Origin of the sequence: Mycolicibacterium phocaicum, assembly GCF_010731115.1 — a bacterium.
In the GTDB taxonomy this organism is placed as follows: domain Bacteria; phylum Actinomycetota; class Actinomycetes; order Mycobacteriales; family Mycobacteriaceae; genus Mycobacterium; species Mycobacterium phocaicum.
The window spans coordinates 1217438-1242892 of the sequence record NZ_AP022616.1 but is presented as its reverse complement, the minus strand read 5'-3'; the positions used below and the strand labels follow the sequence as shown (position 1 = coordinate 1242892).

Here is a 25455-nt window from a genome sequence, read left to right as displayed (position 1 = left end):
GATATATCCCGCGCCGAAATGGCAAATCGGAACCAAGAGGTCTAGCGTGACGTTGGTTAGATAGCGGGTCCACGGTGGATTCGCAGCAAGTCTCAGGAGAGACCATGGCTACGGCGGAAGGCTATTTACGCCGACTCACCCGGCGGCTTACCGAGGACCTCGAACAGAGCGATGTCCAGGAGCTGAACGACGAGGCCCTGAACACCGGCGCCATGCGAGCGGTGGACTGCACGCGCGGACAGGAAGTGACGATGGTCGGCACGCTGCGGTGTGTCGAGACCAACGGCAAGGGCTGTTCGGGCGGCGTGCGAGCCGAGCTGTTCGACGGCACCGACACGGTCACGCTGGTCTGGTTGGGTCAGCGGCGCATCCCAGGCATCGAATCCGGGCGCACCCTGCGCGTGCACGGACGGCTGGGCAACTTGGACAGCGGGGCCAAAGCGATCTACAACCCGCATTACGAGATTCAGAAGTGACGTTCCCCGACAAGGGGACCGCGGACAGCGAGCAGGCCGAAGCGCAGATCGAGGCCCAGCAGGACGACAGTGACGCCAAACTCACGGCGCATGTCCTGCTGGAGCAGATGGGCGGCCTCAGCGGCCTCATCTATTCGTCCCTGCCGGTCCTCGTTTTCGTTCCCATCTCCAGTTTCTTCGGGCTGACTGCCGCGATCTATTCGGCGCTCGGCGTCGCCGGCCTGGTCCTGATCTGGCGCCTGGTGCGCCGCGAATCCGTGCAGCCGGCGGTGTCCGGCTTCATCGGCGTCGGGATCAGCGCACTGATCGCCTACATGATCGGCGCCTCGAAAGGCTATTTCCTGCTTGGCATCTGGTCATCGCTGATCTATGCCGGGGTGTTCGCGATCTCGATCCTGATCCGTCGCCCCCTGGTCGGCTACGGCTGGAGCTGGGTCACGGGACACGACCGCAGCTGGCGCGGCATCCGGCGGGCGGTGCTGGCGTTCGACATCGCGACCGCGGTGTGGGCGCTGGTGTTCGCGGCGCGGTTCCTGGTCCAGAACCACCTGTACGGACTGGACCAGACGGGTCTGCTCGGCGTGGCCCGGATCGCCATGGGCTGGCCACTCACCGCGGTCGCCGCGCTGGCGTCCTACCTGGCCATCCGGACGGCCCAGAAGGCCATCCGGGACGCGGAGCATCACGTCACCGAGGCTTAGCCCGGATTCAGCACCTGGTTGCGCAGCTCCTGCTCGACCTCGGCCACCGCCACGAACAGCAGCTCGTCGCCGCCCTCGAGCGGCTCGTCCGATTCGGGGACGATGACGCGCGGGCCGCGCAGGATGGTCACGAGCGTGGCGTCGCGCGGCAACTGGAGGCGCTTGACGGCCTTGCCGCCCCACGGCGTGTCGTCGGGCAGCGTGATCTCGACCAGGTTGGCCTGGCCCTTGCGGAAGCTCATCAGGCGGACCAGGTCGCCCACCGACACGGCTTCTTCGACGAGTGACGCCAGCATGCGCGGTGTCGACACCGCGACGTCGACGCCCCAGCTGTCGTCGAACAGCCACTCGTTGCGCGGGTCGTTGACGCGAGCCACGACGCGCGGGACCGCGAACTCGGTCTTGGCGAGCAGGCTCACCACCACGTTGGCCTTGTCGTCGCCGGTGGCGGCGATGACCACGTCGAACTCATGGAGCTTGACCGACTCGAGCAGTGACAGCTCGCAGGCGTCACCCAGACGCCACTGCGCCGCCGGGACGGCGTCGACGTCGATATGGTCCGGATTGCGCTCCAGCAGCATCACCTCGTGGTGATCGACCAGTTCCCGCGCGATGGAGCGGCCGACGGCGCCGGCGCCCGCGATTGCGACCTTCATGTGCGCTCCTAGTGGCTTTCGACGTCGTCGCCGGGCGGCAGCGAGGCGATGGCGATGGCTTCGGCGACACGGCCCGACACCGCGGCCATGTACACCTGATCGCCGGCCTGGATGACGGTCTTGGCATCCGGCAGCACGCCGCTGCCGAACCGGATGAGGAACGCGACGCGGCCGCCGGTCGCGCCTTCCAGCGCCGTGACGCGGTAGCCGACCCAGTCCTCGTGCAGCGACAGCTCGGTGACGCCGACATTGCCCGACGGATCGCGCCACTTCGTGGTTTCGGTCTCGCGGGTCAGCAGATTCAGCAACCGGTCGGTGGTCCACGGCACCGTCGCGATGGTCGGGATGCCCAGCCGCTCGTACACCGCGGCGCGCTTGGCGTCGTAGATTCGGGCGACGACGCGCTGCACACCGAACGTCTCGCGCGCGACACGCGCGGAGATGATGTTCGAGTTGTCACCGGAGGACACGGCGGCGAATGCGCCGGCCTCTTCGATACCGGCCCGCTCCAGCACATCCCGGTCAAAACCCATGCCCAGCACGCGTTCTCCGGGGAATTCCGGTGACAGCCGGTGGAATGCCGTCTTATCTCGGTCGATCACGGCGACCTCATGGCCGATGCGGGCCAATCCGTCTGCCAGCGATGCGCCAACTCGGCCGCAGCCCATCACGACTACTCGCACCAGCCGATCCTTTCTGGGCCGGGACGCGGCCCCGAAGCGAATTTCATGCCTCAGCTCAGTCCGAACGCTACAACCCGAGCCCGGGGGGCTTACCCTAGCCCTCGTGTCCAAGCTTTCGACCGCTACGCGACGGTTGGTGATCGGCCGACCCTTCCGCAGCGACAAGCTCGCCCACACGTTGCTGCCCAAACGTATCGCCTTACCGGTCTTCGCGTCGGATGCGTTGTCGTCGGTCGCCTACGCGCCGGAAGAAATCTTCCTGGTGTTGTCGGTCGCCGGTCTGTCGGCTTATTCGATGGCGCCGTGGATCGGCCTCGCGGTGGCCGGGGTCATGTTGATCGTGATCGCCAGTTATCGGCAGAACGTGCACGCCTATCCGTCCGGCGGCGGCGACTACGAGGTGGTCACCACGAACCTCGGGCACACCGCCGGGTTGACGGTGGCGAGCGCGCTATTGGTCGACTACGTCCTGACCGTGGCGGTGTCGACGGCGTCGGCGATGTCCAACATCGGGTCGGCCGTGCCGTTCATCGCCCAGAACAAGGTTCTGTTCTCGGTGCTGGCGATCCTGATCTTGGCGTCGCTGAACCTGCGCGGCATCCGGGAGTCCGGTACCGCGTTCGCGATTCCCACCTACGCCTTCATGATCGGCATGTACCTCATGCTGGCCTGGGGCTTCATTCAGATCTTCGTGCTGGGCCACCCGCTGCGGGCCGAGTCGGCCGGGTTCAGCATCAAGTCCGAGCACGGCGACGTGCTGGGCTTCGCCATGGTGTTCCTTGTCGCGCGCGCATTCTCGTCCGGCTGTGCCGCACTCACCGGTGTGGAAGCCATCAGTAACGGTGTGCCCGCCTTCCAGAAGCCGAAGTCGCGTAACGCCGCGACGACGCTGCTGCTGCTCGGCGCCATCGCGGTGTCGTTGTTCATGGGCATCATCGTGCTGGCCAAGCAGATCGGCCTGAAGATGGCCGACAGCGTGGACCAGCTGGTGGGCGCGCCTGCCGGCTATCACCAGAAGACGGTGGTCACGCAGCTGGCCGAGGCGGTGTTCCAGGGCTTCCCGGTGGGCCTGTACCTCATCGCCGGCGTGACGGGTCTGATCCTCGTCCTGGCCGCCAACACCGCCTTCAACGGTTTCCCGGTGCTGGGCTCGATCCTGGCGCAGGACCGCTACCTGCCCCGGCAGCTGCACACCCGCGGTGACCGGCTGGCCTTCTCCAACGGCATCCTGTTCCTCGCGTTCGCCGCCATCGCGTTCGTGGTGGCGTTCAACGCCGAGGTCACGGCGCTGATCCAGCTGTACATCGTCGGCGTGTTCGTGTCGTTCACGCTGAGCCAGATCGGCATGGTGCGGCACTGGAACCGGTTGCTGCGCACCGAGACCGAAGCGTCCGAGCGGCGCCGGATGCAGCGCGCGCGGATCGTCAACACCATCGGGTTCCTCTGCACGGGCGCCGTGCTGCTGGTGGTCATCGTGACGAAGTTCATGGCCGGGGCCTGGATCGCGATCCTGGCGATGAGCCTGCTGTTCGTCCTGATGAAGGCGATCCACAAGCACTACGACACCGTCGCCCAGGAACTGCGCTCCCAGTCGGGCCCGGACGAGGATGTCGTGCTGCCCAGCCGCAACCACGCCGTCGTTCTGGTGTCCAATCTGCACCTGCCGACGCTGCGGGCACTGGCCTACGCGCGGGCCACCCGGCCGGACGTCCTGGAGGCAATCACCGTCAGCGTCGACGACGCCGAGACGCGCGAGCTGGTGCACAAGTGGGAAGACAGCGACGTGTCGGTCCCGCTCAAGGTCATCGCGTCGCCGTACCGCGAAATCACCAGGCCCATCCTCGATTACGTCAAGCGCATCACCGCCGAGTCGAAGCGCACCGTGGTGACGGTGTTCATCCCGGAGTACGTCGTGGGCCACTGGTGGGAGCACATCCTGCACAACCAGAGTGCGCTGCGGCTGAAGGGCCGGCTGCTGTTCATCCCCAACGTGATGGTGACTTCCGTTCCGTGGCAGCTGAATTCGTCGGAGCGGGTGAAGGTGACCATGGCCCCGGGCTCGGCGCCCGGTGATACGCGACGGGGCATCATCGAGTGAGTGAAGTAACTTTGACCGTTGGCCCGCCGGCCAACGGTGGCAGCTGCGTCGCACGTCACGACGGCCGCGTGATCTTCGTCCGGCACGCCCTGCCGGGCGAGGTGGTGCGCGCCGCGGTCACGTCCGAGCGTGGGTCGTATTGGCACGCCGATGCGATCGAGGTCATCGAGGCGTCACCCGACCGGGTGGATTCGTTGTGCGCGATCGCCGGGGCGCACGGATCCGGTTGCTGCGATTTGGCTTTCGTCGATCCCGCCGCGGCGCGGCGGCTCAAGGGCGAGGTGGTGGCCAATCAGATGGCCCGCCTCGGCGGCTACGAGTCAGGTGACCTGGAGGCAGCGGAGGTCGGCACCGTCGGCGCGACCGGGTGGCGTACCCGGGTGCGGCTCGAGGTCGGCGCCGACGGCCGGGCCGGGTTCCACCGCTATCACAGCGACGAGTTGGTGACCGACCTGTCGTGTGCGCAGGTGCCGGCCGGGATGCTGGACGATCTGCCGCTGCAACCGCCCGGGGCGCACGTGCACGTGGTGCTCGACGACGCCGGCAACCGGCACGTCGTGCGGTCCGGTCCACGCGGGGGCAAGAAGAGCAAGTCCGGCATGACCGAAGTGGTCTCGGGCGAGTACGAAGCCGTGCAGCGCGTCGGTGATCGGGAATGGCGCGTTCCGGTGACGGCGTTCTGGCAGTCCCATCGTGACGCCGCCGGCACCTACAGCGCGCTGGTCGCCGAGTGGGCCGAGCTGTCCGCGGGGCAGACGGCGTGGGATTTGTACGGCGGCGCAGGCGTTTTCGCGGCCGCGTTGGCCGGCTCGGTGGGGGAGTCCGGCAAGGTGCTGACGGTGGACACCTCACGCGGGTCGGCGCGCGCGGCCCGGGCGGCGCTCGGAGATCTCGGCTGCGTCGAGGTGCTGACCGATTCGGTGCGGCGCGCGCTGGGAACCCAGCGGGTCGCGGCCGACGTCGCCGTACTCGACCCGCCGCGCACCGGCGCCGGGCACGAGGTCATCGACCAGCTGGCCGCCGCCGGGGTGCCACGGGTGATCCACATCGGTTGTGAGGCAGCCTCTTTCGCCCGCGACATCGGCCTCTACCGTGGGCACGGATACGAGGTGGCGAACCTGCGCGTCTTCGATTCGTTCCCGCTGACGCACCACGTCGAGTGTGTGGCCCTGCTGACCCGGTAAATTTGCGGACAGGTGTGCCGGGAAGCCTGGTCGGCGCCGTTCAACGCTGCCCAGGAGAGTCCCCATGAACAACCGCAACACGCGCAGGCGCCTGCTGACCCGTGGCAGTTGGCCAGAAGCCCAGCGGTTCACCGAGATTCTCCGCAAGGAGACCGTCGGCGGCATCCTGCTGTTGCTGTCCGCCGGCGTCGCTCTCGTGTGGGCCAATTCGCCTGCGGCCCACAGCTATCACGCGCTCTCGGAGTTCTCGGTCGGTCCCCAGGCCTGGCACCTGCACCTCAGTCTTTCGGCCTGGGCGGCTGACGGGCTCCTGGCGATCTTCTTCTTCGTTGTCGGTGTCGAACTCAAACGCGAGTTCGTCGCCGGCGACCTGCGCGACCCGGCGCGTGCCGCGCTGCCCATCGCCGCCGCAGTCGGCGGCATGCTGGCGCCCGCCGCCATCTTCGTGGGCCTGAATCTGGGGCTGGGGCACCCGGAGAATCTGGACGGCTGGGCGGTGCCGATCGCGACGGACATCGCCTTCGCTCTCGCCGTCCTGGCAGTGATCTCCACGCACCTGCCCACCGCGCTGCGCACCTTCCTGCTGACGCTCGCGGTGGTCGACGACCTGCTGGCCATCATCGTCATCGCGTGTTTCTACACCGATCACCTCAATCCCACGGCACTCGCGCTGGCGGTGATTCCAGGAGGGCTGTTCGTCGCGGCCGTGCAGCGCGGGGTCCGGCACTGGTGGCTGCTGCTGCCGCTCGCGGCGGCGACCTGGGCCCTGGTGCACGCGAGCGGTATCCACGCCACGGTCGCCGGGGTGCTGCTCGGATTTGGGGTGCCGGTCCTGGACAGGCACGCGTCGGCAGAGATGTTCGAGCACGCGCTGCGCCCGCTGTCGGCCGGGGTGGCCGTGCCGGTGTTCGCGTTCTTCGCCGCAGGGGTGAGTGTCGGCGGCTGGCCCGGCCTGGTCGACGCGATCACCCACCCGGTGACCGCCGGCGTCCTTCTGGGACTGGTGTTCGGCAAGGCCATCGGCGTGTTCAGCACCACATTCCTGCTGGCGCGATTCACCGGCGCCGAGCTCGACGAGGGACTGGGCTGGCTCGACGTCGCCGGGGTGGCGATGCTGGCCGGGATCGGCTTCACGGTGTCACTGCTGATCGGTGAGCTGGCGTTCGGTGCGGGCACGTCCGCCAGCGCTGATGCCAAGATCGGCGTGCTCGCCGGCTCGGTGATCGCGGGGATGCTGGCCGCGGTGGTGCTGCTGTCCCGCAACGCCGCGTACCGCCGCATCCACGAGCAGGAGACCGCCGACGACGACGGTGACGGTGTGCCGGACATCTATCAGCCTTGACCGGCTGTACCCGGTACTCGTGCGTAGACTGTCGGAATGCTTGAACAGGTCCGCGGCCCAGCTGATCTGGCGCACCTGTCGCAGCCTCAGCTGACCGAACTTGCCGCCGAGATCCGGGAATTCCTGGTGCACAAGGTGGCCGCCACCGGCGGGCATCTCGGCCCCAACCTGGGTGTCGTCGAGCTGACGCTGGCCCTGCACCGCGTGTTCGATTCGCCGCACGACCCGATCATCTTCGACACCGGTCACCAGGCGTACGTCCACAAGATGCTGACCGGCCGGTGCCCCGACTTCGAGACGCTGCGCATGAAGGGCGGCCTGTCCGGTTATCCGTGTCGCGCCGAGAGTGAACACGACTGGGTCGAGTCCAGCCACGCCAGCACCGCGCTGTCCTACGCCGACGGGCTGGCCAAGGCCTTCGAGCTCTCCGGCTATCGCAACCGGCACGTCGTCGCCGTCGTCGGTGACGGCGCGCTCACCGGCGGCATGTGCTGGGAGGCGCTCAACAACATCGCGGCCGCCAATCGGCCGATCGTCATCGTCGTCAACGACAACGGCCGCAGCTACGCGCCGACCATCGGTGGTCTGGCCGACCACTTCGCGGCACTGCGCCTGCAGCCCGGCTACGAAAAGGCGCTCGAACGCGGCAAGCACGCGCTGCGCGGCGTGCCCGTCGTCGGCGAGTTCTGTTACCAGTGCGTGCACAGCATCAAGGCCGGCATCAAGGATGCGCTGGCCCCGCAGGCGCTGTTCACCGATCTGGGGCTCAAGTACGTCGGGCCCATAGACGGGCACGACGAGCACGCTGTCGAGGCGGCGCTGCGGCACGCCCGCGGTTTCAACGCACCCGTGATCGTGCACGTCGTCACCCGCAAGGGCATGGGTTACTCGCACGCGGAGAACGACGAAGCCGAGCAGATGCACTCTACCGGCATCATCGACCCGCACACCGGGCGGTCCACCGCCGAGTCGGTGCTCGGCTGGACGTCGGTGTTCTCCGAGGAGCTGATCAAGCAGGCCACCAAGCGGCGCGACATCGTCGCGATCACCGCGGCCATGCCGGGGCCGACGGGCCTGTCGGCGTTCCGGCAGCGGTTCCCCGACCGGTTCTTCGATGTCGGTATCGCCGAGCAGCACGCGATGACGTCGGCCGCGGGTCTCGCCATGGGCGGGATGCACCCCGTCGTCGCCATCTACTCGACGTTCCTGAACCGGGCGTTCGACCAGATCATGATGGACGTGGCGCTGCACAAGCTGCCCGTCACCATGGTTCTCGACCGCGCCGGCATCACCGGCAACGACGGCGCCAGCCACAACGGTGTGTGGGACATGTCGATGCTCGGCATCGTGCCCGGCATGCGGGTCGCCGCACCGCGCGACGCCGCCCGGCTGCGTGAGGAACTCGGCGAGGCAGTGGCCGTCGATGACGGGCCGACCGCCATCCGCTTCCCGAAAGGCGCTGTCGGCGAAGACATCCCGGCCGTCCGCCGCCAGCATGGCGTCGACATCCTGACCGAGCCCGCCGACGGCCTGTCCGACGACGTGCTGCTGGTCGCCGTCGGCGCGTTCGCCCGGATGGCGCTGCTGGTCGCCGACCGGTTGCGCAAGCAGGGCATCGGCGTCACCGTCGTCGACCCCCGCTGGGTGCTGCCCGTTCCGACGGCCATCGCCGATCTGGCCCGGGCGCACAAACTCGTTGTCACGCTTGAGGACAACGGTGTTGCCGGCGGCATCGGCTCCGCGGTCTCGGCCTCGCTGCGTCGTGCCGAGATCGACGTGCCGTGCCGCGACGTCGGTGTGCCGCAGGAATTCCAGGAGCACGCGACTCGCAGCGAGGTTCTGATGTCGGTCGGCCTGACCGATCAGGACATCGCCCGCCAGGTCACCGGCTGGGTCGCCGCCCTCGGCAGCTCCGTCGACATCGCCTCCCAGTAGCTTTTCCACTTCCCGCGAGTGTGCGTGTTTGTACGCTCGAATGCGGTGTGTCGCGTGCATTTTGGGGCCGCTCGTTCGAGCGGAGGGACATTTCTGCCCGCGCCCTTCGTGCTGAACAAGTTCGGCAGGCGCACACTCGAGTTCGGGTGAATCGAAACGAATTTCGCCAAGGATCGAGTGGCTACGACTGGGGAGGTGAAATTGCCGTCGGCGACCGTTGCCGGGCGGCCCTATCATTTTCTGTGGGGACGAGTTTGAGGGGGTTTAGGTGGCCGTGCCGAGCGATCCGTTGAAGGTCGATCCAATCGAGCTGCGAATGACTGCTGACCGCTTGGATGGTCACAGCAGTGATTTCTCCACCGAACATCTCAAGGCGCATGCTGCGGCAAGCCAAGCGGCGCTGGGCTTGGGACTGTCGGCAGCTGCACTGCCGGAAATGTTGGCAGCTTGGGAAGCGGACGGCGCACATTTTGGTGAACGGTTCACGACACACGCCGAGGGACATCGCGGGGCTGCAAGCGCATATGAACGCACCGATAGCGTTGGCGCGGCGCGAATCACCGACACAGGGTTGTGATCTGAACTCGTGTCGCTGCAGGTGCTGCGGGAGTGGGTTCCTGAGATCGCAGGGCTGGCCAAAGCTACGCGTGACGCGTCGGTCAACCACGCGAACTCTGCGGAGCTCTACCAACAGTTGGTGAAAACCTCCACGTGGCAAGGTCAGGCTGCGCAGGAGGCGATGCTGTCGATGTTGATGAGCGCCGCGGCTCACAACGTCAGGTCAGAGGATTTGTCATCGGCGGCGGCCGCGATGGACCACGCAGAACAAGACGCCACCGCCCTCGCTACCACTGTGAAAGCGATTCTCGACGATGCGGCCGCAGCACCGGCGGTGGAAGTTGATCAAACAACCAACAAGGTGAGCGTTCCGGCGAACTACGACTATCTCGATGATGAGACCAAACTGAAAGTATCGAAGAAGATCGCCGATCTGGAGGCACGGATCGCCGATGCGCAGGCCGAAGGCGACCGAATCGACGCTGATCTGGCCAAAGCGATCGCGAAGGCGACAGGGTTGCCGGAACCGACGAAAACGCCGACGACACTGGCAGAGCTGCTGGGGCTGACCGGTGAGGGGCCGCTCGCACCCGGTGAGGTCCGAAACATGGGGCCGATCGCCGGGACCGACAGCCCCGACGCTATCCCCGGGATTCGCGCAGCGGACTTGGGCGAGGTCATCACACTGCCGGACGGCACAAAGGTGGCAATTTTCGGGGACTCCTACGCCAACCCTCAGGTCGGTGGACCTGGGAATGAGCACTATCCCTCAGTTGCGGTGCCTGTGACGTTCGACAAGAACGGCAAGCCCCATTTCGGTGCGCCGCTGACCGGGACCAACCTCAACAGCGGGTTGCCAAATGAATCACCGGGACCGCATACCCTCTTCCCGATACCCGATGCGGCTCGTACGGCGGGGGCCAACAACGCGCTGCCGGCGGGCAGTGTCAAGATCGGCAACGACACCTACATGATGGTTGTGGGCACGAACACGAGCGAGGGCCTCAGTCCGAAGGGCTCGTGGCTGGTAAAGGTCACGAACGATCCGGCCGCTGGCTGGAAGCCGATCGAGGGCAGTTATAGGTCTGTCGCCGACAACCCCACGTTGCCAACTCAATTCAGCGGCTACCAAGGTAGTGACGGCAAGGTGTACATCGCCGCGGATGCGTTCGACCGCAGCCAAGGCGTCTCCATGTATCGGGTTGATCCCGCGCACATCAGCGACCGCGGGGCGTGGGAGCCGTACGACCCCATACACAAGTCTTGGGGAGCTGCGGGAGAAGCCGCACCGATGACGATCACTCCACCGGACCAGCATTGGGGCGAGATCAGCTTTCGTGAAGTCGATGGGAAACCGGTGTTATCCGGCACGAACATGCACAACACTGAGCCCGGAGGGACATCCGCCGTCGAGGTGCACGTCGGTAACAGTCCGACGAGTGTCGTCAGCGCAGGACCACCAACTGTAGTGATGAACAATGCACCCGGGGCTCCAAACAATGTGCCGGCGCCGTATGGCGGCTACATCTTGCCTGGATCAACTCTCGACAACCTTGGGCTGTTCGGGAGCCAGTGGTACCAACCGTCGGCGCCCGATGGACATCCAGTCGGCCCCGTGCATTACGACGTTCAAGACATTCACGTTAACGTCAAGCCTGGGCAGCGATAACCAACAACGGATAGGACCCGAGAATGTCGCGTCTCATATCGGCAGTGCTGGTGCTGATGCTTACTGCGCTGTCTTCGGCATGCGACGCTGGTGCGCGTCCGCCGGTTCCCAGCGAGCCATCCCATTCGGTCGAGCCTGGGAAATTCCCCGAAATGAGCGGCTACACCCCCGTTAACCCAGACGATTACATGTGGCAAACCGATAATCCGGGCCGACCCAACAAGATAACCACCTACGGGTTTAGCACACCTGACGGAATTGGGTGCACCTTCGGTCAACCTCCTGCGGCAAGCTGTGTCGGCAACAACTTCCCAGCTGTTGCTTCTGCGCAATGCGACCCGTCAAACGGCCCAGTTGAGGCGAATGCGATCAGTACCGATCACGAAATGTGGCAGGTCGGCGACCCGACATGTGGCGCTTTTGTATCGACCAAGAAGGTCTTGCCGCCGTTCCATACACTGACAGTATTCGGGGTCACTTGCGGTGTGGATGACAAGAAAATGACCGCCTGCAAAGACCCTCAGGGTCGGGGGTTTGTCTTGTCGCCGTCGTGGTCTGGCTGGATACCCAAGGTCTGACCGGTATCGCGGCGATACCGCTCATTCGTCGACCGGTAACACCTACCCGGGAACGGGACGCGGCTGCTGTTCGGCGTGGGCCGCCGACCGAGAGTTCCCTAGCCCGACCTTGTCTGGTCCTTTAGATCAGGCAATTACGCGACGCCACCCTCGGGCGCGGCATTGGCCCGGACAGTGTTGAGGATCGACACGATGTTGTCGACGTCGGCCTCTGGGAACACCTCTTCGGGGCCGGTCGGCGCCTTGTCGGTATAGGGGGAGTCATAGAGTCGCGCGACGGCGACGACGCCCGTCGCCGTCAGTTCGGTGACGATGAGATTGATGAACCTGATCTGGTCCGCAGTGAATCGCGATCCGTCGAGGTAGGCCCCGAACGCCTCTGTCGCTGCGGCACGATCCAGACCCACGAGCGACCGGACGAAGAGCCCGAGCCCATCGACCTTCGCCAAGTCGATGTCGGCGGGTTCACCCACGCCGCTGTCGATCAGCATCCGCTCCAGTGCGAGCAGATCGTCGGGCGTCAGCGGCTTGTTGCGGTGCAGGCGTTGCAGCGTGATGTTGTCCAGATGGGACCTGAGATACGCCCGCGCTTTCGCTTTGAACCGGTCCCAGTTGGTACCTGGAGTGACATTGGGTAGGTCGACCAAGGTTGCCTCACCGAGTTCGTCCTGAAAGTCGGTGTATACAACGGTCTTCTGGGTGGGGTCGAGGAATCGAATCAGCGCGCGCACCCGCAGTCGGACGAGTTCGAGCATGGGCAGGGTGACGTCGACCCACCACTCATCAGCGCAGATCTCATCGAGGAGTGCCTGTTGCGCGGCCACCGATGGGATCGAGGTCTTGGCCAGCAGCGCCTCGGCGATGTCCTGAACTTTCGTCCGGATCCGTTCAGCGGCAACAGCATCACCGTCGAGTTGCGCCAGCTGGCGGCGCAGGATCAGTAGGTCGAACCGTTTGGCCTGCTCGTCGTTGTCCAGCTCCGAGGAAGGTAGGCCGGCGAGTTGGGTGGCGACGTCGCTCGCAGCCTCGTGCGTCAACGACGACCACGCCGGCCATTGCGCGTACTGTTCGACGAGCCGGCGGTGGGGCCGGACCAGCACGTTGTCGAGGTTCATGCCGACGACGATCTTGTGCAGGCTCCATGCGGTGTCGACGCGGAGCCCGCGTTCGGATTCGGTGCCATGACCTTCCGGCGGATTATTGCCTGGCACAGCGGAATCCAGTGCGGTGACCAGCCCGACTCGGGTTTCGAACAGGCGCTGATTCAACGACTTCTGCAATGAGCCTTGCGTGCCCGGCAGATCCTGGCTGAAGAATTCCAGGTTTCCACAGCAGTCGAAGACGTAGAAGTTATCCTTGTCCTGCCCGGGTCCGAACAGGTTGGGGCGCAACCGGGTTCCTCGGCCGATCATCTGCCAGAACTTGCTCTTGGACCGAACTTCTTTGAAAAAGACCAGATTCACTACATCCGGCACATCGATGCCGGTGTCCAGCATGTCGACGGATATGGCGACGTGCGGGGCTTTATCGGTGAGGGAGAAGTCATCGATCAGGCTCTGTGCGCGCTCGGTGCTGTGGGTGATGACGCGCGCGAATGTACCGGCGTACTCAGGGTATTGGATGTTGAACCGTTCGGCGATGAACTGTGCGTGGGCCTGGTTCTTGGCGAAGATGATCGTCTTGCCGAGTCGGTCGCCGCCGGCGACTTTGTGCCCCTGCGACATCAGCTGCGCCAGGATCTTGTCGACGGTGTCGGCGTTGAACCAGAAGCGTCCCAGCTCTTCTGCTGACATGGAGTCGGGGGTGTCGTCCTCGCCCCAGTCCAGCGAGTCCCATTCGTCCTTCTGCGCTTCGGTTAACTCGTCGTAGCGAATGCCTTGGCGCAGGAACCTGGTTCCCACCGAAATGCCCACGGCGGGAACAAGAAAGCCTTCCTTGACAGCGTCGTCCAAACCGTAGGCGTCGGTCGGCATGCCGTCTTCGAGGTTGAACAGCCGGTAGGTGTTGTGGTCCACCTCGTCTTTGGGCGTCGCGGTGAGCCCGACGAGCAGCGAGTCGAACCAGTCGAAGATGGCGCGATATTTCTGGTAGACCGAACGGTGTGCCTCGTCGATGACGACGAGGTCGAAATAGCCTGGGCCGAAAGGCCGTAGCCCGTCGTCGACGGAATTGATGAGGTTCAGCATCGTGGGGTATGTGCTGACATAGACCCGGCCGTCGGTGATCTTCTCGGTCACCAGGTTTACCGTGGTGGCGTTGGGCAGGTGCTCCTTGAATGAGCCGACAGCCTGATTGACCAGAGCGGTGCGGTCGGCCAGGAACAGCACCCGCTTGACCCAGCCGGCTTCCATGAGTTGCTTGACCAATGCGATGACGGTGCGGGTCTTGCCTGATCCCGTCGCCATCACCAGCAGCGCCTCGCGCTTGTGCGCGGTGAATTCTTCACCGACCCGGCGTATTGCGTGAATCTGGTAGTGCCGCTCGACGATCGCGGAGTCGATCTCTGCGTCTCCCAGCGGCTTGCGGGTCGTGCGCCGCGAAATCGCCAGGGCCAGTTCGTCGGCGGTGAAGAAGCCTTGGACCTGGCGGGGCGGATATCCGCCGGCATCGTCCCACATCCAATGCTCGTAGCCGTTGGTGTAGAAGATGATCGGCCGTCGGCCGGTCATCTGCTCCAGGCAGTCGGCGTATTGCTTGGCCTGTTCCTGGCCGACGTGCGGGCTCTTGCTTGTTCGTTTGGCTTCGACGACGGCGAGTGGCAGACCATCGGCGCCCCACAACACGTAGTCGACGTAACCTTTGGCGCCGCCGGGCATTCCGGTGACTTCGAACTCGCGGTCCCTCGGCTGGTCGAGAACCCAGCCTGCCTCAGCGAGGTCCAGATCGATGTACTCGGTGCGGGTTTGTGCTTCGTTGTAGTCACGGTCGTCGGGCTGTTGTTTGGCGGCTTGGGCTGCTTTGATCTGCTCACGCAGCGCGGCAATCTCGGCGTCCTTGGCGGCGGCCAGCTCGTCTTTCTCGGCCAGCGCTTTGGCGTGGGCTTCGTCCTGCGCCTTGAACTTCGTGGCCAGCTGGGCGACTTCGTCCCGGCTCAGGGGTGCGGCCTTGGCTGCAAGTTTCGGGTCGAACGGCAGCTTCAGGGGCGCGGCCTTGGGGTAGGCCGAGTGGTTGTAGACGGCCCACACTGTGACGTGGTGCAGTTCCCGCAGGACGGCGAGGGCGATGTTCGGTGCGATGGCGCGCCGTTCGTGCACAGCGGCATTGCCGGCTTTTCGAATCAGGTTGAGCTTCTGGATGATTGCGAGCGGCACTCGCGTGCTGAACGGACGCTCGTTGATCCTGGCGGCGAGGTCGTCCTTGTAGGGCAGCGGCAGGTCCATCACGTCATAGAGCAAGCCGACGAGTTGTTCGATGGCACGGCGACCATAGATGCAGGCCGAGCGGGGGTCGGAGCCCAGATAGCTCTCGGCGCGGGCGCAGTCGGATTGGATGTCGGGCCATTCAGCGGCACCGATGAAGGCGAAATTGCTCATGCGCGCTCAGCCGGAATGTTCATTCACGAACATAGTCGGACTCACAGGGTCACTGTACTGGTAGTGAGCAACATGATCGTCAATTTCTGCCGGTCAATGGTCGAGGTGTTGTCACGATGCGAATTCCTTTGCTGGCGGGCGAACCGAGCAGTGTTGCATGTCGAGCCGACAAGTTGTGACTGATTGGTAGCTCGGTTGAAAAACTAGGACTGCCCGCCTATTCGTCGGCTTCGCGCAGAGTGCCGCGGAAGGTCCGTTCGGGCTTGCCTGCTTCAGTCCACTCGCGATAGCTGCGCACGGCGTGTCCGTAGACCTTCGTCAGGTGTTTCCCGTCGCGTCGGTTGACTGTTCCCTCTACGAGGTCTGTTGGCTTGGTCATGGTTTCGCGCATCGGAAAGTCAATCGCAGGTAGGTATGCGTCGGCCACGGGGAGGGCCACCCATGTCCCTTCACAGGCACGGCGAAATGTCTGAGCAATGATCAATACCTGTGGATGAGGCCCGAGGAGGCGGCCTGAAAGTGGGCGCACCTTCCCGAGGATGATCATCACGGAATCAGGTATTCGATCAAGACCGGCGTTGGCGCGCTGGTTGGGAAGGTACGCCCATGCTCACCGTAGTTCACGATGCCGAGGAGGCCAACGGCGGCGAGGCCGGCCGGTCGTTGTTGGACGAGATCGTCCGCGACGGAGCCCGGCAGATGTTGGCCGCTGCCCTGCAGGCCGAGGTCGCCGCGTACGTGGCCGCATTCGCTGATCAGCTCGACGAGAACGGTCACCGACTGGTGGTCCGCAACGGCTATCACCAGCCGCGTGAGGTGCTGACCGCGGCCGGTGCCGTGCAGGTGAAGGCGCCGCGGGTCAACGATCGCCGTGTCGACCCCGATTCTGGTGAGCGGCAGCGGTTTTCCTCGGCGATCCTGCCGGCCTGGGCACGCAAGTCCCCGCAGATGAGTGAGGTGCTGCCGCTGCTGTATCTGCACGGCCTATCGACCAGCGACTTCGGGCCCGCACTCGAGCAGTTCCTCGGCTCGGGTGCCGGGTTGTCGGCCACCACGATCACCCGTCTGACCGCGCAGTGGCAAGACGAAGCCCGTACGTTCGCTGCCCGGGACCTGTCCGGCAGCGACTACGTCTACCTGTGGGTCGACGGCATTCACCTCAAGGTCCGCCTGGACCAGGAGAAGCTGTGCCTGCTGGTGATGCTCGGCGTGCGCGCTGACGGCCGCAAAGAGCTCGTGGCGATCACCGACGGCTATCGGGAGTCATGCGAGTCGTGGGCGGATCTGCTGCGCGACTGCAAACGACGCGGCATGACCGCCCCAGTGCTGGCCGTCGGCGATGGCGCGCTCGGGTTCTGGAAGGCGGTGCGGGAGGTATTCCCGAAGACCCGAGAGCAGCGCTGCTGGTTCCACAAGCAGGCCAACGTCCTTTCCGCACTGCCGAAGTCAGCGCATCCGGCCGCGCTGGCGGCCATCAGGACATCTACAACGCCGAAGACATCGACAAAGCTCAGGTCGCGGTCAAGGCCTTCGCGGTTGCCTTCGGCGCGAAGTACCCGAAAGTGGTCGCCAAGATCGTCGACGACCTCGATGTCCTGCTGGAGTTCTACCACTACCCCGCCGAGCACTGGATCCATCTGCGTACCACGAATCCGATCGAATCCACCTTCGCCACAGTGCGTTTGAGAACGAAGGTCACCAAGGGTCCGGGATCGCGGGCCGCTGGATTGGCCATGGCCTACAAGCTGATCGACGCAGCCCAAGCCCGTTGGCGGGCCGTCAACGCCCCACATCTGGTCGCCCTCGTCCGCGCCGGAGCGGTCTTCCACAAAGGCAAACTGCTCGAACGGCCCACCGACATCACCCCACCGACACCACCGTCAGACGGCGATCAACACACCGAAACGGAGGTCGCCTGAAACACCCCGATCCACAGGTATTGACAATTGCTCGAAATGTCTCGCCAACGTAGTAGACGTACCTCATGGTCGTGTGGACGTTCTCGAGCGAGAAGGCGCTTCGATGGTTGTCGTACAGGCCGAGGAGCTTCTGTTCGACTATCGCCAAGCTCGCTTCGGTGTACATCTGCTCGCGTATCTCGGGGAGGTCGTAGTACGGAAATTCGATCTCCATGACCGCTTCCTGCATCTTCAGCCAGCCCAGGAACTGTTCGTTGGACTGTGCATCGCGGAACGCTCGAGTGAGTTGCGTCGGGACGTAGTCGAAGGACTCACCCATGACGATTCTTCAACGTCAGCCACTCATTCCTCGCGCAAGGTGCCGCCAAACTCCCGTGGTGGACGACCCTTTTCAGCCCATTCGTCATAGAGACGCAGAATGTTGTTGTACACGCGCGTGATCTCCAGGCCTGTTCGGCGGGTGAGTGCGAATCGGATCAACAGCAAGGGTTGAACCAACATCTCGTCGAAGAGCACGTCGATGGCCGGGAGCAACGCTCCCGGTTGGCCTTTCTGGCTGGGCGGCGGCAGTGCTACCCAGGTTGCTTCAATGGCACGTCGGACTGTTTCGCCAACGTAGTACGCGTAGCGCATCGTTCGGTGAACAGCTTCCTCATTTGCATAGGCGCTGGGATCGTCGGGGTACAGCTCCATCAGCTTCTGTTCGACTACCGCAAGACTGTCTTTGGTGAACATGATGTCGCGCACGTCCGGTAGGTCTTCATAGGGAAATTCGATTTCCATCGAGGCTTCCTGCATCTTCAGCCAACCCAAGAACTGTTCGTTGGTTTGCGCTTCGCGGAACGCCTTGGTGAGTTGCACGGGGACGTAGTCGAACGACTTACCCATCCTGATTCTCCCTGTTGGTCACAGTCGATTCACCGTGAACTGGTCTGGATATCTGTCTTGCAGACTCTGGAGCGCAGCGATCTCCGCTGGGCTGTACGGATAGTTTGCGTTGAGGTTGTAGGTGAGCTGATGACCGAGGGCTAGAACGCGTTCGTCTTTGGCCAGCTGGTCCATGTCGAGGCGTCCACTCTTGTTCTCGATGAACTCGTTGAGATCGGGACTCACCCAGTCCCAGCGACGACCGGGGACGATCGTCTGGTCTGAGTATTGCGAATGCCATCCGTCGTCCTTGCTGTAGCCCATCACTTCGGCCGCGTATTTGTCGAACCACCAGCCGTTTGCAGAGTTCTCTTGAAGCTGGTCGTAGTTGGAGCTCCATCGATTCCAGTCCCACTCTTGGCCGCCGCGGTGCAGGTAGTTCTGCCAGGCCAGCCACTTGGACAGGGGAATGCGATGGTGATGGGTCTTGGTGCCGTCGGGATCGTAGATCTCGATGTCGACGAACATTTGGTTGTCAAGCAGACCTTTTTTGGCCGGGTCGAGTGCAACTGTGAGTGAGTCAATGGCTGTCGCAGCGGTTTCTACCGCGGCGATGTAGCTCCGGATGTTGGTGCCGGCCTGGTTGAGCCTCCAGCGCATGGCCGCGGGCACGGCCCGGAATGACGCGCCGCCGGTGACTTCCGACGACAGCACCACGACTGACGCGGCCCCGCCCATCCACATCGCGGTGCTGTTGACCTCACTGGCGATGTTCGCGCGCATCGCGCTGGTCGCTGCAGAGAAGCTGTGGGTTAGGGCACTCAGTGTGCGGCCGTCGGCGGCGACGGCATCCGCGGGAGCGCTCAGATTGGCGATTGTCTCGTAGAACGCGGTGGCGTCGGGCATGTCGTGGTCCGGTCGTCTGACCTGATTCACCACGTCACTGACAGCTTCAGCGACCGTCGTTGCGAACCGTTGCCACATGTCCGAAGCGGCGTCGAGGCCCTTCGTGTCTGCGTTCGGAGTTTCCTTGCCGACCGCCTCGACCAAGCCGGGAATGATGTCGGTCAGACCGACGCCATTGGCGCCCACGGAACTGGAGATCGTCGACGACGGTTCAGAGATCGCCGGTCGCGGTGGCAGATTGGCCGGGACGGGAATCTTGCGACGGCCGGCGTGGAATTCAGCCCACGCATGGTTGACTCCGGCTTGGTAGACGCGTCCAGCCAGCGAGGACCAGGCTTGTGCCAGCGAATCGGCGCCACCGACAGCATCGCGCGCGGCGCTGTCATACCGCGATCCCCATTTCGTGCCGACCGGGTCGTTGCCGGCCATGTGGCCGGACCCGTGCGATGCGCCTGAGACCACGCCGGCAGCACCAGCCACCTTCGATCCCGCACGGCCGAGTATCGCCGCGGTCAGGAAATACCAGTCTGAATCGACAACCCAAGTACCCATGGATGCTCGCTACTTGCCGGCCATGCGCAGATTCATCGCCATGACGGTCCGGTAGGCGTCTTCGGCCTGGGTGGACCACGCGGTGAAGTCCGCGAGCGCGGTGCGCATGTCGTGCGCTGACCGCACCCAGTTCCGGTGGCGAGCCTCGTATGCTTCGGCGGCTGCACCGTCCCACGACTGTGACACCTGACCGATAAGCGATTCCACCCGGCTCAACGATGTCTCGCAGTGCGCCAGGTAGGCCTGCATTTTCGACCGCAGTTCATTGAGCGCGTCGACGTCGACGGTGTACCCAGTCATTGCGACCTACCGCTCATCCCACGCGCTGCGAACGATCGATCCGCCGTGCTCATCCTGTGCTGCGTAGGCCTCCACGCTTTGGACGACCCGGATCGCGATCTCGTCGGCGTCGTCGACGATCTTCGTTGCGGCGGCGCGAAACTCATCCCAATCGCGGCCGAACATCCGAGCAGCCTCGCCGCGCCACGAACCTTCGACGACATCCTCGACCGCCGAGACGAGCTGGCGCAATTCTTCGCGCAACTCATCGGCGATCGTCCGAAACTCGTCGGCAGCTGCTTTGACCGGCTCGGTCTCGATGCGCAGCCGTGCGCCCCCCACGTCCGCCATGCGACCCCCTTCGCCGACTTCAAGCGCCAGTCTAGCGAGGCCGACGATCAATGCCGGATGTCCCACAGGTGCACATGCCCGGGCATCTGTTGGTCCGTGAACCATTCCCAGTCTTCGTATCGGTCGGCCGCGGACCGCCAATGGTCGGCCTCGGTGTCGCGGCCGACCGCCCGCAACACCGCGGCGACCCATCGCTGGAGCTCCTGGCTTTTGTCGTGGAAGCAGACACCGTCGAGCATCTCCATTGCCTCCCGCGTGCTGCCGTCGATCGCGGAATCCAAATGCTGCGGTGCGATTTCGGCGAAGTCCAGCTCTGCCAGCGCGAGCCGGTACGCCGCATCAGCTGCCCGCATCGGGTGGTACATCTCACGGCGTTCGATCAGATTGGACGCCATTTCCTTGGCCAGCGCCACCGATTCCTCGGACGGCGGCAGGAAGTCGATCAACGCCCAAAAGGTGTGCAGCAACAGCTCGGGATCGTGGGCGTCGACCTGCCGGGCGAGCACCACGGCGGATCGATAGGCGGACTCAGCTTCGTCCAGGTCGCCGAGCTCCTCATACGCCGCGCCGAGTTGGGTGCTGAGGTGGGAGGCGAGATTGAGCCGACCCGATATCAGATGCTCGTCCATCTCGACCCGCAGGTCCGCGATCCGCTCGCTCAGCGTCTTTGGCGGATTCAACTCGTCCACGATCGTGCGGATCTTCTGATTCAACCGGGTGCTATCGGTGCCGTAAGTAGACATCGACTGCGAGTCGAGATCGTTGCCCGCCAACGCCATCGTCAGTGCATCGCAACGCAATCGCCGCGCTTGACTGTAGTGATCCAGAGCCTTCTCGAATTGTCCTGCCCCGGCCGCCTCATCGCCGAGGAATTCGCATTCCTCAGCGGTCGGTTGCTCGCTCATCTCCCGACCTCCGTTCCGTCCACGCCTGCGGCGAGCAGAATGACGTCGTCGAGGGCCTCAGATAGCAGCGCTCGGTCCTCGGGGCCGTCGCATTGGGCGGCCATCCGCGCCTGCACGTAGAGCAACTGGATGAGCCGGTCGAAAACCAGGTCATCGTTCGTCCGGGTCAGGGCGCGGACTACTCGGTTGTTCCAGTTCACCACCAGATGCACGAGGTTGCCGTACCCGGGCGATGCCACATCGATCTGCCCGTGCCCGATGAAGACCGCGGGCAGGTCGGCGGTGGGGAACTGGCGCACCACAACGCGAGCACCAGATGCTTTGAGCGCCTGGGTCGCTCGCTGTTCGAAAGTCAGAATGTCGCCGACCGCGTCCGTGGGCGGTACGGCGAGTGCTGCGACTTCGGAAGCGGGGTAGGCGCGGGTGACCGTCACTCCAGAAAGGACCTGCGGCAGCATCAGCAGCACCTCCTGGTCCAGGGTGTGGCCGGCGTTGACGACGAGTCGTCCCTCGGGGTTGAAGCTGGCGATCGTGTGAAACTCCTTGACGGACAAGGCATAGAGAACGTTAGGACTGTGGGCGACCACGTCGGTCAGGCGCATCTGCCCTGCTGTCGTTTGGACCGTCAGCATCGGTAGGACGACTTCCGCAAGCTCCAGATTCTCGCCGTCTGCGTCACGTGTGGCTGCCGAGCGCAGCTCCACTTCATTGTCGGCGACGAACTCGGAGAACCGCTGCGGGTCGGTATCTGCCAAGGTGCGCAACCACTTCAGCGCTGCCTGCCCGAGCTTGCGTCGGGTCGCGACCAGCGCGGCGTTGTCGACGATGGCCTCACGGCTGGCTGTCGGCTCCAGTGTGGTCGAGTTGGCTACCGCCCAGGCAAAGAACGCCCATGACGGAAGCAGCGCCGCGTCCACGTCGTCGATCAGCATGTCGTTGACGTACACCCGGTTTCGGGCGCTGGACTTCGATTTGCCTACCGCCGTACCGATGTAGACGACGGCATCCAAGCCGAGGCCGGCGTCGTTGATCGCAACGACGTCGAACTGGCGCCCCACTCCGACCCCGCCGTACACAGGTGGCACACCCTGCTGCACGCTGGAGCGGTGGGATCCGAAGTCGTCAGCCCAGGGGTACCGGCGTGAAACTTCCCTGTTTCCTTGACTTCTCAGCACAGTGATGTCGATCGGCAGAAACTCGGCGTAGCGCTGGACCAGGGGAGTCACCTGCTCCGCACGGGCCCACCCGATCATGTCTGGACGGGGCCGAAGCTGGACGGTGGTGCCGACGGCGACGTCGTCGGAGATGGGTCGGACGGTGTAGGTCCCATCGCTGTTGCCGATCCACTCGATCGGCGCGGAGCCGTCGGCGCTGCGCGAGATCACGGTGATCTCGTCGGCGATCAGAAAACAGCTCAGCAGGCCGATGCCGAACTGCCCGATGTAGGTGCGCCTGCTGCGGGCCAACTCGTCACGCTTGGAACTCGCGCCGACGGTGGCCAGGAACTGCTCGACTTGATCGGCGGTGACGCCGATGCCGGCGTCGGTGATCGCGAATTCATTGGCCGGGGAGTCCGGAGAGGTGACGCCGAATGGCGAGATGGTGATGGTCCGCGGGGTCGGCGTGTCGCTGAGTGCGTCGCGGGCGAGGGTGGCGTCGTAGGCGTTCTGAATCAATTCGCGGACGTACACGCCCGGGCTGGAATAGAGGTTCTTGCTGAGCAGCGAGATGACGCCGCCGAGATCCACTCGGAAGTTCTGTTGCTGCGGTGCGGACATTGTGGATTCTCCTGCGTCGGTTCGGTCGAAAGCCGCATAGCGTCGCACGACCCACCGACAAGTCGGGCTCGATGGCACCGTGCCTGTCTGAATGTCGGAGTCGGCAGGTATGACTGGAGCGACGAATTCCGAAGGAGTAGATGATGCGCGTCAACCTGTGGGGTGGCGGACCGACGCTGGCACTTGCTGATTACTGGCAACAGAGCGGGCTGCTGCCCGACGATCCGCCCGGAACTCAGGCGTTCGGCTACCTGTTTAGTGACGACGCAACGGGAACCGTGACGACGCGGCCCTACCCGACCAAGTACGCGATGCCGCTAGACAAGGATCAGATGATCGACGGCCTCCTCGAAGCTGACGCCGTCGTTGCCGGACAGGCCGGGCTGATCGAGGTCGACGTCGAGCGGACGTCAAGTGGGGTGCCGTTCGTATACAGCCTCATGAAGATCAAGCAGGAATCTGGCGGTGTGCAGTACAACCTGACGTTGCACCTACACGCAGAGCATGTGCAACAGGTTCAGGGTTTCTTCATCGAAGGTCGTACCACCGGCATGCGCGACGCTGCGGTATATGAGATTGCGCGGCAAAATGATTGGCTTCATGAGCCCACCGCAGATGACCCGATGGGCGGCTGGGCCCGCGACCCCTACACCGGTCTGAAGACGGGCTTCGTGATGAACATGAGCGAGCTGCCCGATTTCGACGGCCAGTTTCCGGCCCATCCGTTGTCAATGGCGCGGGAAGTCATCGGCGCTGTTCGGGTGAGTTGAATGTCGATTGTGACAGCAGCGGACGTCTAGGGCGATTGGCCCGTGCGGGAACCGAACCATGTAGTGGAGTACGTATGAGCGGCAAGAAATACAAGACGGCAACCCACCGTAAAGCGCTGATCTTCAGCCAGATCGAAGAGCTGCGTCGGAGGGGTTTGAACCAGACTGAGATTGCGGATATGCACGGTGTATCGCGTCAGGCTGTCTCCCAGCAGAAAATCAAGTATGGCGGAGTGAAGACGACTCGCCAGATCGTCAACGAGGCGTGGCCCTGGACGACGACGGGACTTCACGGAAAGTCCGCTGCATATCAGCGCCTGCGTGACCACGGCGAGTTCATAGTCTCGGGCGGTCGAGAGATGTCTGAATACAAGCTGGGGCGGCACGCGGCTTGGCTGAAGATGATGCGCCGGAACGACTATGTACTCGAGTTCGACCCGAACATCCCGCCTACACCTGGCGTGGCACCAACAGGAGGATTCGCCTACCGCAAGCGCGATCCGCAAACCGATGGGTTCAACCTGCTGATCCGCGTGAACGAGTTCACCACTCTGACGCCTGAGGGGCGCCGCCTCTGGAGCTACGCGCCGGGTACGTCTCCACACGCAACCAGGTCCGACGCCGGGTGAGCAGCGGGTCCCTCCACGATGGATAGCAAGCGGTCCCGGATCGCCATCGCCGGCCCAGCCAGGTCGACGGTGACGAAACGGTACCGATGTTCACTGATCACCACGAACTCATCGAGCTCTTCGTTGACGACGGGATACAGCAGCACGCCCTCGGTCGTCGCACTCAAGCTATCCCGATCGTGTTGGGACTGCACGTACGCGTAGAGCTGGAACAGGTGATTGCGTGAAAGCTTCGGCGTGCCAAACTGATTTGGTTTGAGCGCATCGGCGAATTTGGTTTCGACGATGATGCGTCGGTCAGGCCGTTCCAGGATGGTGTCGGTGCGCATCACGGGCAGGATCGCGAACGCGCCGGGGGAGTGTTCCTGCAGCGGCCAGTTGTGCTTGGTTTCGCCGGCATGAACCCGCCAGGGCGGTCGCAGCGTCGCCCGATAGAAGCCGCGCACGGCGGCCTCGTACAGGCGGCGAATGTCAGCAACGTCCCGTCGGGGTGACATCCGGTGCGCGGCACCGACTTCCTCGTTCGGGATGTTCATCCGGAGCAGCAGTCGGGCCGCGTTCACAGCATCGAGGTCGGCAATCTGATTACGACCCAAAGTGATTGCGTCGGCGTCCGTGCGGCTGACCAGCGTTGGAGTGACTCCTTGCAACCTGAGCATGCCGGCGAGCTGGCGGCAACGATGAGCGCGGTCGCCGTCCTGTGCGATGGTTCCGGCGATGATCAGGCCAGCGCAGGTCAGCCGGTTGACGGGGTTGTCCACGACAAGCTCGTCAAAGCGGCACGCCACCTGGCCCCGCGAAAGCAGCTGTGCCGATTCGGTTTTGATGACGTCGATCCTGCCGCGTACCCGAGTGAGCGGCTGGCTGCGTGTCACATAAGCCCGGCTGAGGCTGCGTTGCAGGCGACGTTCGACGCCACGAGCGAGGATTTCGGCAACCAGGTCCGGCAGTTGATCGGGTCGATCCTCGGCGCCACCGCCACGGATCTCCGGGTTGTTGGCGTACAACTCGGACGCATACAGCATCAGCAGCCACAGGTTGCGGACCGGTATCTCAGTCTTGCCGCTGACGATGACGCCCGTCATG

The 25455-nt window shown here is 64.2% G+C and carries 23 protein-coding genes and 1 pseudogene; 12 read left to right on the top strand and 12 right to left on the bottom strand.

The genetic code is table 11. The features are described from left to right. Positions 1-104: 104 nt before the first annotated feature. Both G6N46_RS06030 and G6N46_RS06025 read left to right on the top strand, forming a co-directional pair. Positions 105-476, top strand: a complete 372-nt coding sequence (locus tag G6N46_RS06030; protein ID WP_020101829.1) for an OB-fold nucleic acid binding domain-containing protein — start codon at positions 105-107, stop codon at positions 474-476. Positions 477-523: 47 nt separating this feature from the next. Further along, positions 524-1177 carry a DUF3159 domain-containing protein gene (locus G6N46_RS06025; RefSeq protein WP_179967704.1) on the top strand — a complete coding sequence of 218 codons (654 nt, stop codon included), beginning with the start codon at positions 524-526 and terminating at the stop codon, positions 1175-1177. Here G6N46_RS06025 and G6N46_RS06020 read toward each other — a convergent pair. Beyond that, positions 1174-1833 (bottom strand): potassium channel family protein, encoded by a 660-nt coding sequence (locus G6N46_RS06020; RefSeq protein WP_138248995.1) that lies wholly within the window; start codon positions 1831-1833, stop codon positions 1174-1176. The genes G6N46_RS06025 and G6N46_RS06020 overlap by 4 nt on opposite strands. 8 nt (positions 1834-1841) lie before the next feature. After that, on the bottom strand, positions 1842-2516 hold the full coding sequence (locus tag G6N46_RS06015; protein WP_081633431.1) for a potassium channel family protein: 675 nt from the start codon (positions 2514-2516) through the stop codon (positions 1842-1844). A 103-nt stretch (positions 2517-2619) separates the two neighbouring features. Here G6N46_RS06015 and G6N46_RS06010 point away from each other — a divergent pair, with 103 nt between their 5' ends. The 7 genes from G6N46_RS06010 to G6N46_RS05980 all read left to right on the top strand — a co-directional run bounded on the left by G6N46_RS06010 (position 2620) and on the right by G6N46_RS05980 (position 11880). Continuing rightward, positions 2620-4614, top strand: a complete 1995-nt coding sequence (locus tag G6N46_RS06010) for an APC family permease (RefSeq protein ID WP_064859607.1) — start codon at positions 2620-2622, stop codon at positions 4612-4614. Next, positions 4611-5798, top strand: coding sequence for a class I SAM-dependent RNA methyltransferase (locus tag G6N46_RS06005; RefSeq protein WP_061006040.1), 1188 nt, complete (start codon positions 4611-4613; stop codon positions 5796-5798). Before G6N46_RS06010 ends, G6N46_RS06005 begins: the two co-directional genes overlap by 4 nt. A gap of 64 nt (positions 5799-5862) precedes the next feature. Beyond that, positions 5863-7140 carry a Na+/H+ antiporter NhaA gene (gene nhaA / locus G6N46_RS06000; RefSeq protein WP_064859605.1) on the top strand — a complete coding sequence of 426 codons (1278 nt, stop codon included), beginning with the start codon at positions 5863-5865 and terminating at the stop codon, positions 7138-7140. 36 nt (positions 7141-7176) lie between these two features. Beyond that, positions 7177-9075: a 1-deoxy-D-xylulose-5-phosphate synthase gene (gene dxs / locus G6N46_RS05995; protein WP_138248996.1), complete on the top strand. Its 1899-nt coding sequence runs from the start codon at positions 7177-7179 to the stop codon at positions 9073-9075. A 268-nt stretch (positions 9076-9343) separates the two neighbouring features. Then, complete coding sequence (locus tag G6N46_RS05990; protein ID WP_135358002.1) at positions 9344-9652, top strand: ESX-1 secretion-associated protein; 309 nt, start codon at positions 9344-9346, stop codon at positions 9650-9652. Between the two features lie 9 nt (positions 9653-9661). Then, positions 9662-11302: a DUF4185 domain-containing protein gene (locus tag G6N46_RS05985; protein WP_135358003.1), complete on the top strand. Its 1641-nt coding sequence runs from the start codon at positions 9662-9664 to the stop codon at positions 11300-11302. Between the two features lie 44 nt (positions 11303-11346). Next, on the top strand, positions 11347-11880 hold the full coding sequence (locus tag G6N46_RS05980; protein WP_135358004.1) for a hypothetical protein: 534 nt from the start codon (positions 11347-11349) through the stop codon (positions 11878-11880). 134 nt (positions 11881-12014) lie between these two features. Here the strand turns inward: G6N46_RS05980 and G6N46_RS05975 are convergent, their stop codons facing one another. Then, positions 12015-15413 carry a DEAD/DEAH box helicase family protein gene (locus tag G6N46_RS05975; RefSeq protein WP_135358005.1) on the bottom strand — a complete coding sequence of 1133 codons (3399 nt, stop codon included), beginning with the start codon at positions 15411-15413 and terminating at the stop codon, positions 12015-12017. Positions 15414-15630: 217 nt separating this feature from the next. Continuing rightward, a complete protein-coding gene (locus G6N46_RS05970) occupies positions 15631-15963 on the bottom strand; it encodes a hypothetical protein (protein WP_138248997.1) in 333 nt (110 codons plus the stop codon). 56 nt (positions 15964-16019) lie between these two features. On the opposite strand from G6N46_RS05970, the pseudogene G6N46_RS05965 reads away from it, so the two are divergent. After that, positions 16020-17332 (top strand): annotated as a pseudogene (locus tag G6N46_RS05965) (IS256 family transposase). On the opposite strand, the gene G6N46_RS05960 reads toward G6N46_RS05965, so the two are convergent. From G6N46_RS05960 to G6N46_RS05930, 7 genes are all read right to left on the bottom strand, one after another. Continuing rightward, positions 17274-17651 carry a hypothetical protein gene (locus tag G6N46_RS05960; RefSeq protein WP_163692622.1) on the bottom strand — a complete coding sequence of 126 codons (378 nt, stop codon included), beginning with the start codon at positions 17649-17651 and terminating at the stop codon, positions 17274-17276. The pseudogene G6N46_RS05965 and the gene G6N46_RS05960 sit on opposite strands and share 59 nt — an antisense overlap. A 23-nt stretch (positions 17652-17674) precedes the next feature. Beyond that, positions 17675-18220 carry a hypothetical protein gene (locus G6N46_RS05955; RefSeq protein ID WP_061002862.1) on the bottom strand — a complete coding sequence of 182 codons (546 nt, stop codon included), beginning with the start codon at positions 18218-18220 and terminating at the stop codon, positions 17675-17677. 18 nt (positions 18221-18238) lie between these two features. Next, positions 18239-19534, bottom strand: a complete 1296-nt coding sequence (locus tag G6N46_RS05950) for a hypothetical protein (protein ID WP_138249006.1) — start codon at positions 19532-19534, stop codon at positions 18239-18241. Between the two features lie 132 nt (positions 19535-19666). Next, complete coding sequence (locus tag G6N46_RS05945) at positions 19667-19957, bottom strand: WXG100 family type VII secretion target (protein WP_133426801.1); 291 nt, start codon at positions 19955-19957, stop codon at positions 19667-19669. 6 nt (positions 19958-19963) lie between these two features. Continuing rightward, positions 19964-20287 (bottom strand): WXG100 family type VII secretion target, encoded by a 324-nt coding sequence (locus G6N46_RS05940; RefSeq protein WP_138249007.1) that lies wholly within the window; start codon positions 20285-20287, stop codon positions 19964-19966. A 47-nt stretch (positions 20288-20334) separates the two neighbouring features. After that, the gene (locus G6N46_RS05935) at positions 20335-21192 is read right to left on the bottom strand and encodes a hypothetical protein (RefSeq protein WP_138249008.1); all 858 of its coding nucleotides are present in this window, start codon (positions 21190-21192) and stop codon (positions 20335-20337) included. Further along, complete coding sequence (locus G6N46_RS05930; protein WP_138249009.1) at positions 21189-22970, bottom strand: ATP-binding protein; 1782 nt, start codon at positions 22968-22970, stop codon at positions 21189-21191. The genes G6N46_RS05935 and G6N46_RS05930 overlap by 4 nt, the downstream gene beginning before the upstream one ends. A gap of 143 nt (positions 22971-23113) precedes the next feature. Here G6N46_RS05930 and G6N46_RS05925 point away from each other — a divergent pair, with 143 nt between their 5' ends. Next, complete coding sequence (locus G6N46_RS05925; RefSeq protein WP_138249010.1) at positions 23114-23740, top strand: hypothetical protein; 627 nt, start codon at positions 23114-23116, stop codon at positions 23738-23740. Between the two features lie 74 nt (positions 23741-23814). Beyond that, entirely contained in the window at positions 23815-24369 is a 555-nt protein-coding gene (locus G6N46_RS05920) for an XRE family transcriptional regulator (protein ID WP_138249011.1), read from the top strand. Here the strand turns inward: G6N46_RS05920 and mcrC are convergent. Further along, the gene (gene mcrC, locus G6N46_RS05915; RefSeq protein ID WP_138249012.1) at positions 24321-25454 is read right to left on the bottom strand and encodes a 5-methylcytosine-specific restriction endonuclease system specificity protein McrC; all 1134 of its coding nucleotides are present in this window, start codon (positions 25452-25454) and stop codon (positions 24321-24323) included. The genes G6N46_RS05920 and mcrC overlap by 49 nt on opposite strands. Position 25455 lies beyond the last annotated feature (1 nt).

Excerpts from the sequence above, each read along its gene's own strand:
- G6N46_RS06030 (WP_020101829.1), top strand. The coding sequence starts at position 105 with ATGGCTACGGCGGAAGGCTATTTACGCCGACTCACCCGGCGGCTTACC.
- G6N46_RS06020 (WP_138248995.1), bottom strand. The coding sequence starts at position 1,833 with ATGAAGGTCGCAATCGCGGGCGCCGGCGCCGTCGGCCGCTCCATCGCG.
- nhaA (WP_064859605.1), top strand. The coding sequence starts at position 5,863 with ATGAACAACCGCAACACGCGCAGGCGCCTGCTGACCCGTGGCAGTTGG.
- dxs (WP_138248996.1), top strand. The coding sequence starts at position 7,177 with ATGCTTGAACAGGTCCGCGGCCCAGCTGATCTGGCGCACCTGTCGCAG.
- G6N46_RS05975 (WP_135358005.1), bottom strand. The coding sequence starts at position 15,413 with ATGAGCAATTTCGCCTTCATCGGTGCCGCTGAATGGCCCGACATCCAA.
- G6N46_RS05960 (WP_163692622.1), bottom strand. The coding sequence starts at position 17,651 with ATGGGTGAGTCCTTCGACTACGTCCCGACGCAACTCACTCGAGCGTTC.
- G6N46_RS05955 (WP_061002862.1), bottom strand. The coding sequence starts at position 18,220 with ATGGGTAAGTCGTTCGACTACGTCCCCGTGCAACTCACCAAGGCGTTC.
- G6N46_RS05950 (WP_138249006.1), bottom strand. The coding sequence starts at position 19,534 with ATGGCCGGCAACGACCCGGTCGGCACGAAATGGGGATCGCGGTATGAC.
- G6N46_RS05945 (WP_133426801.1), bottom strand. The coding sequence starts at position 19,957 with ATGACTGGGTACACCGTCGACGTCGACGCGCTCAATGAACTGCGGTCG.
- G6N46_RS05940 (WP_138249007.1), bottom strand. The coding sequence starts at position 20,287 with ATGGCGGACGTGGGGGGCGCACGGCTGCGCATCGAGACCGAGCCGGTC.
- G6N46_RS05935 (WP_138249008.1), bottom strand. The coding sequence starts at position 21,192 with ATGAGCGAGCAACCGACCGCTGAGGAATGCGAATTCCTCGGCGATGAG.
- G6N46_RS05930 (WP_138249009.1), bottom strand. The coding sequence starts at position 22,970 with ATGTCCGCACCGCAGCAACAGAACTTCCGAGTGGATCTCGGCGGCGTC.
- G6N46_RS05925 (WP_138249010.1), top strand. The coding sequence starts at position 23,114 with ATGCGCGTCAACCTGTGGGGTGGCGGACCGACGCTGGCACTTGCTGAT.
- G6N46_RS05920 (WP_138249011.1), top strand. The coding sequence starts at position 23,815 with ATGAGCGGCAAGAAATACAAGACGGCAACCCACCGTAAAGCGCTGATC.
- mcrC (WP_138249012.1), bottom strand. The coding sequence starts at position 25,454 with ATGACGGGCGTCATCGTCAGCGGCAAGACTGAGATACCGGTCCGCAAC.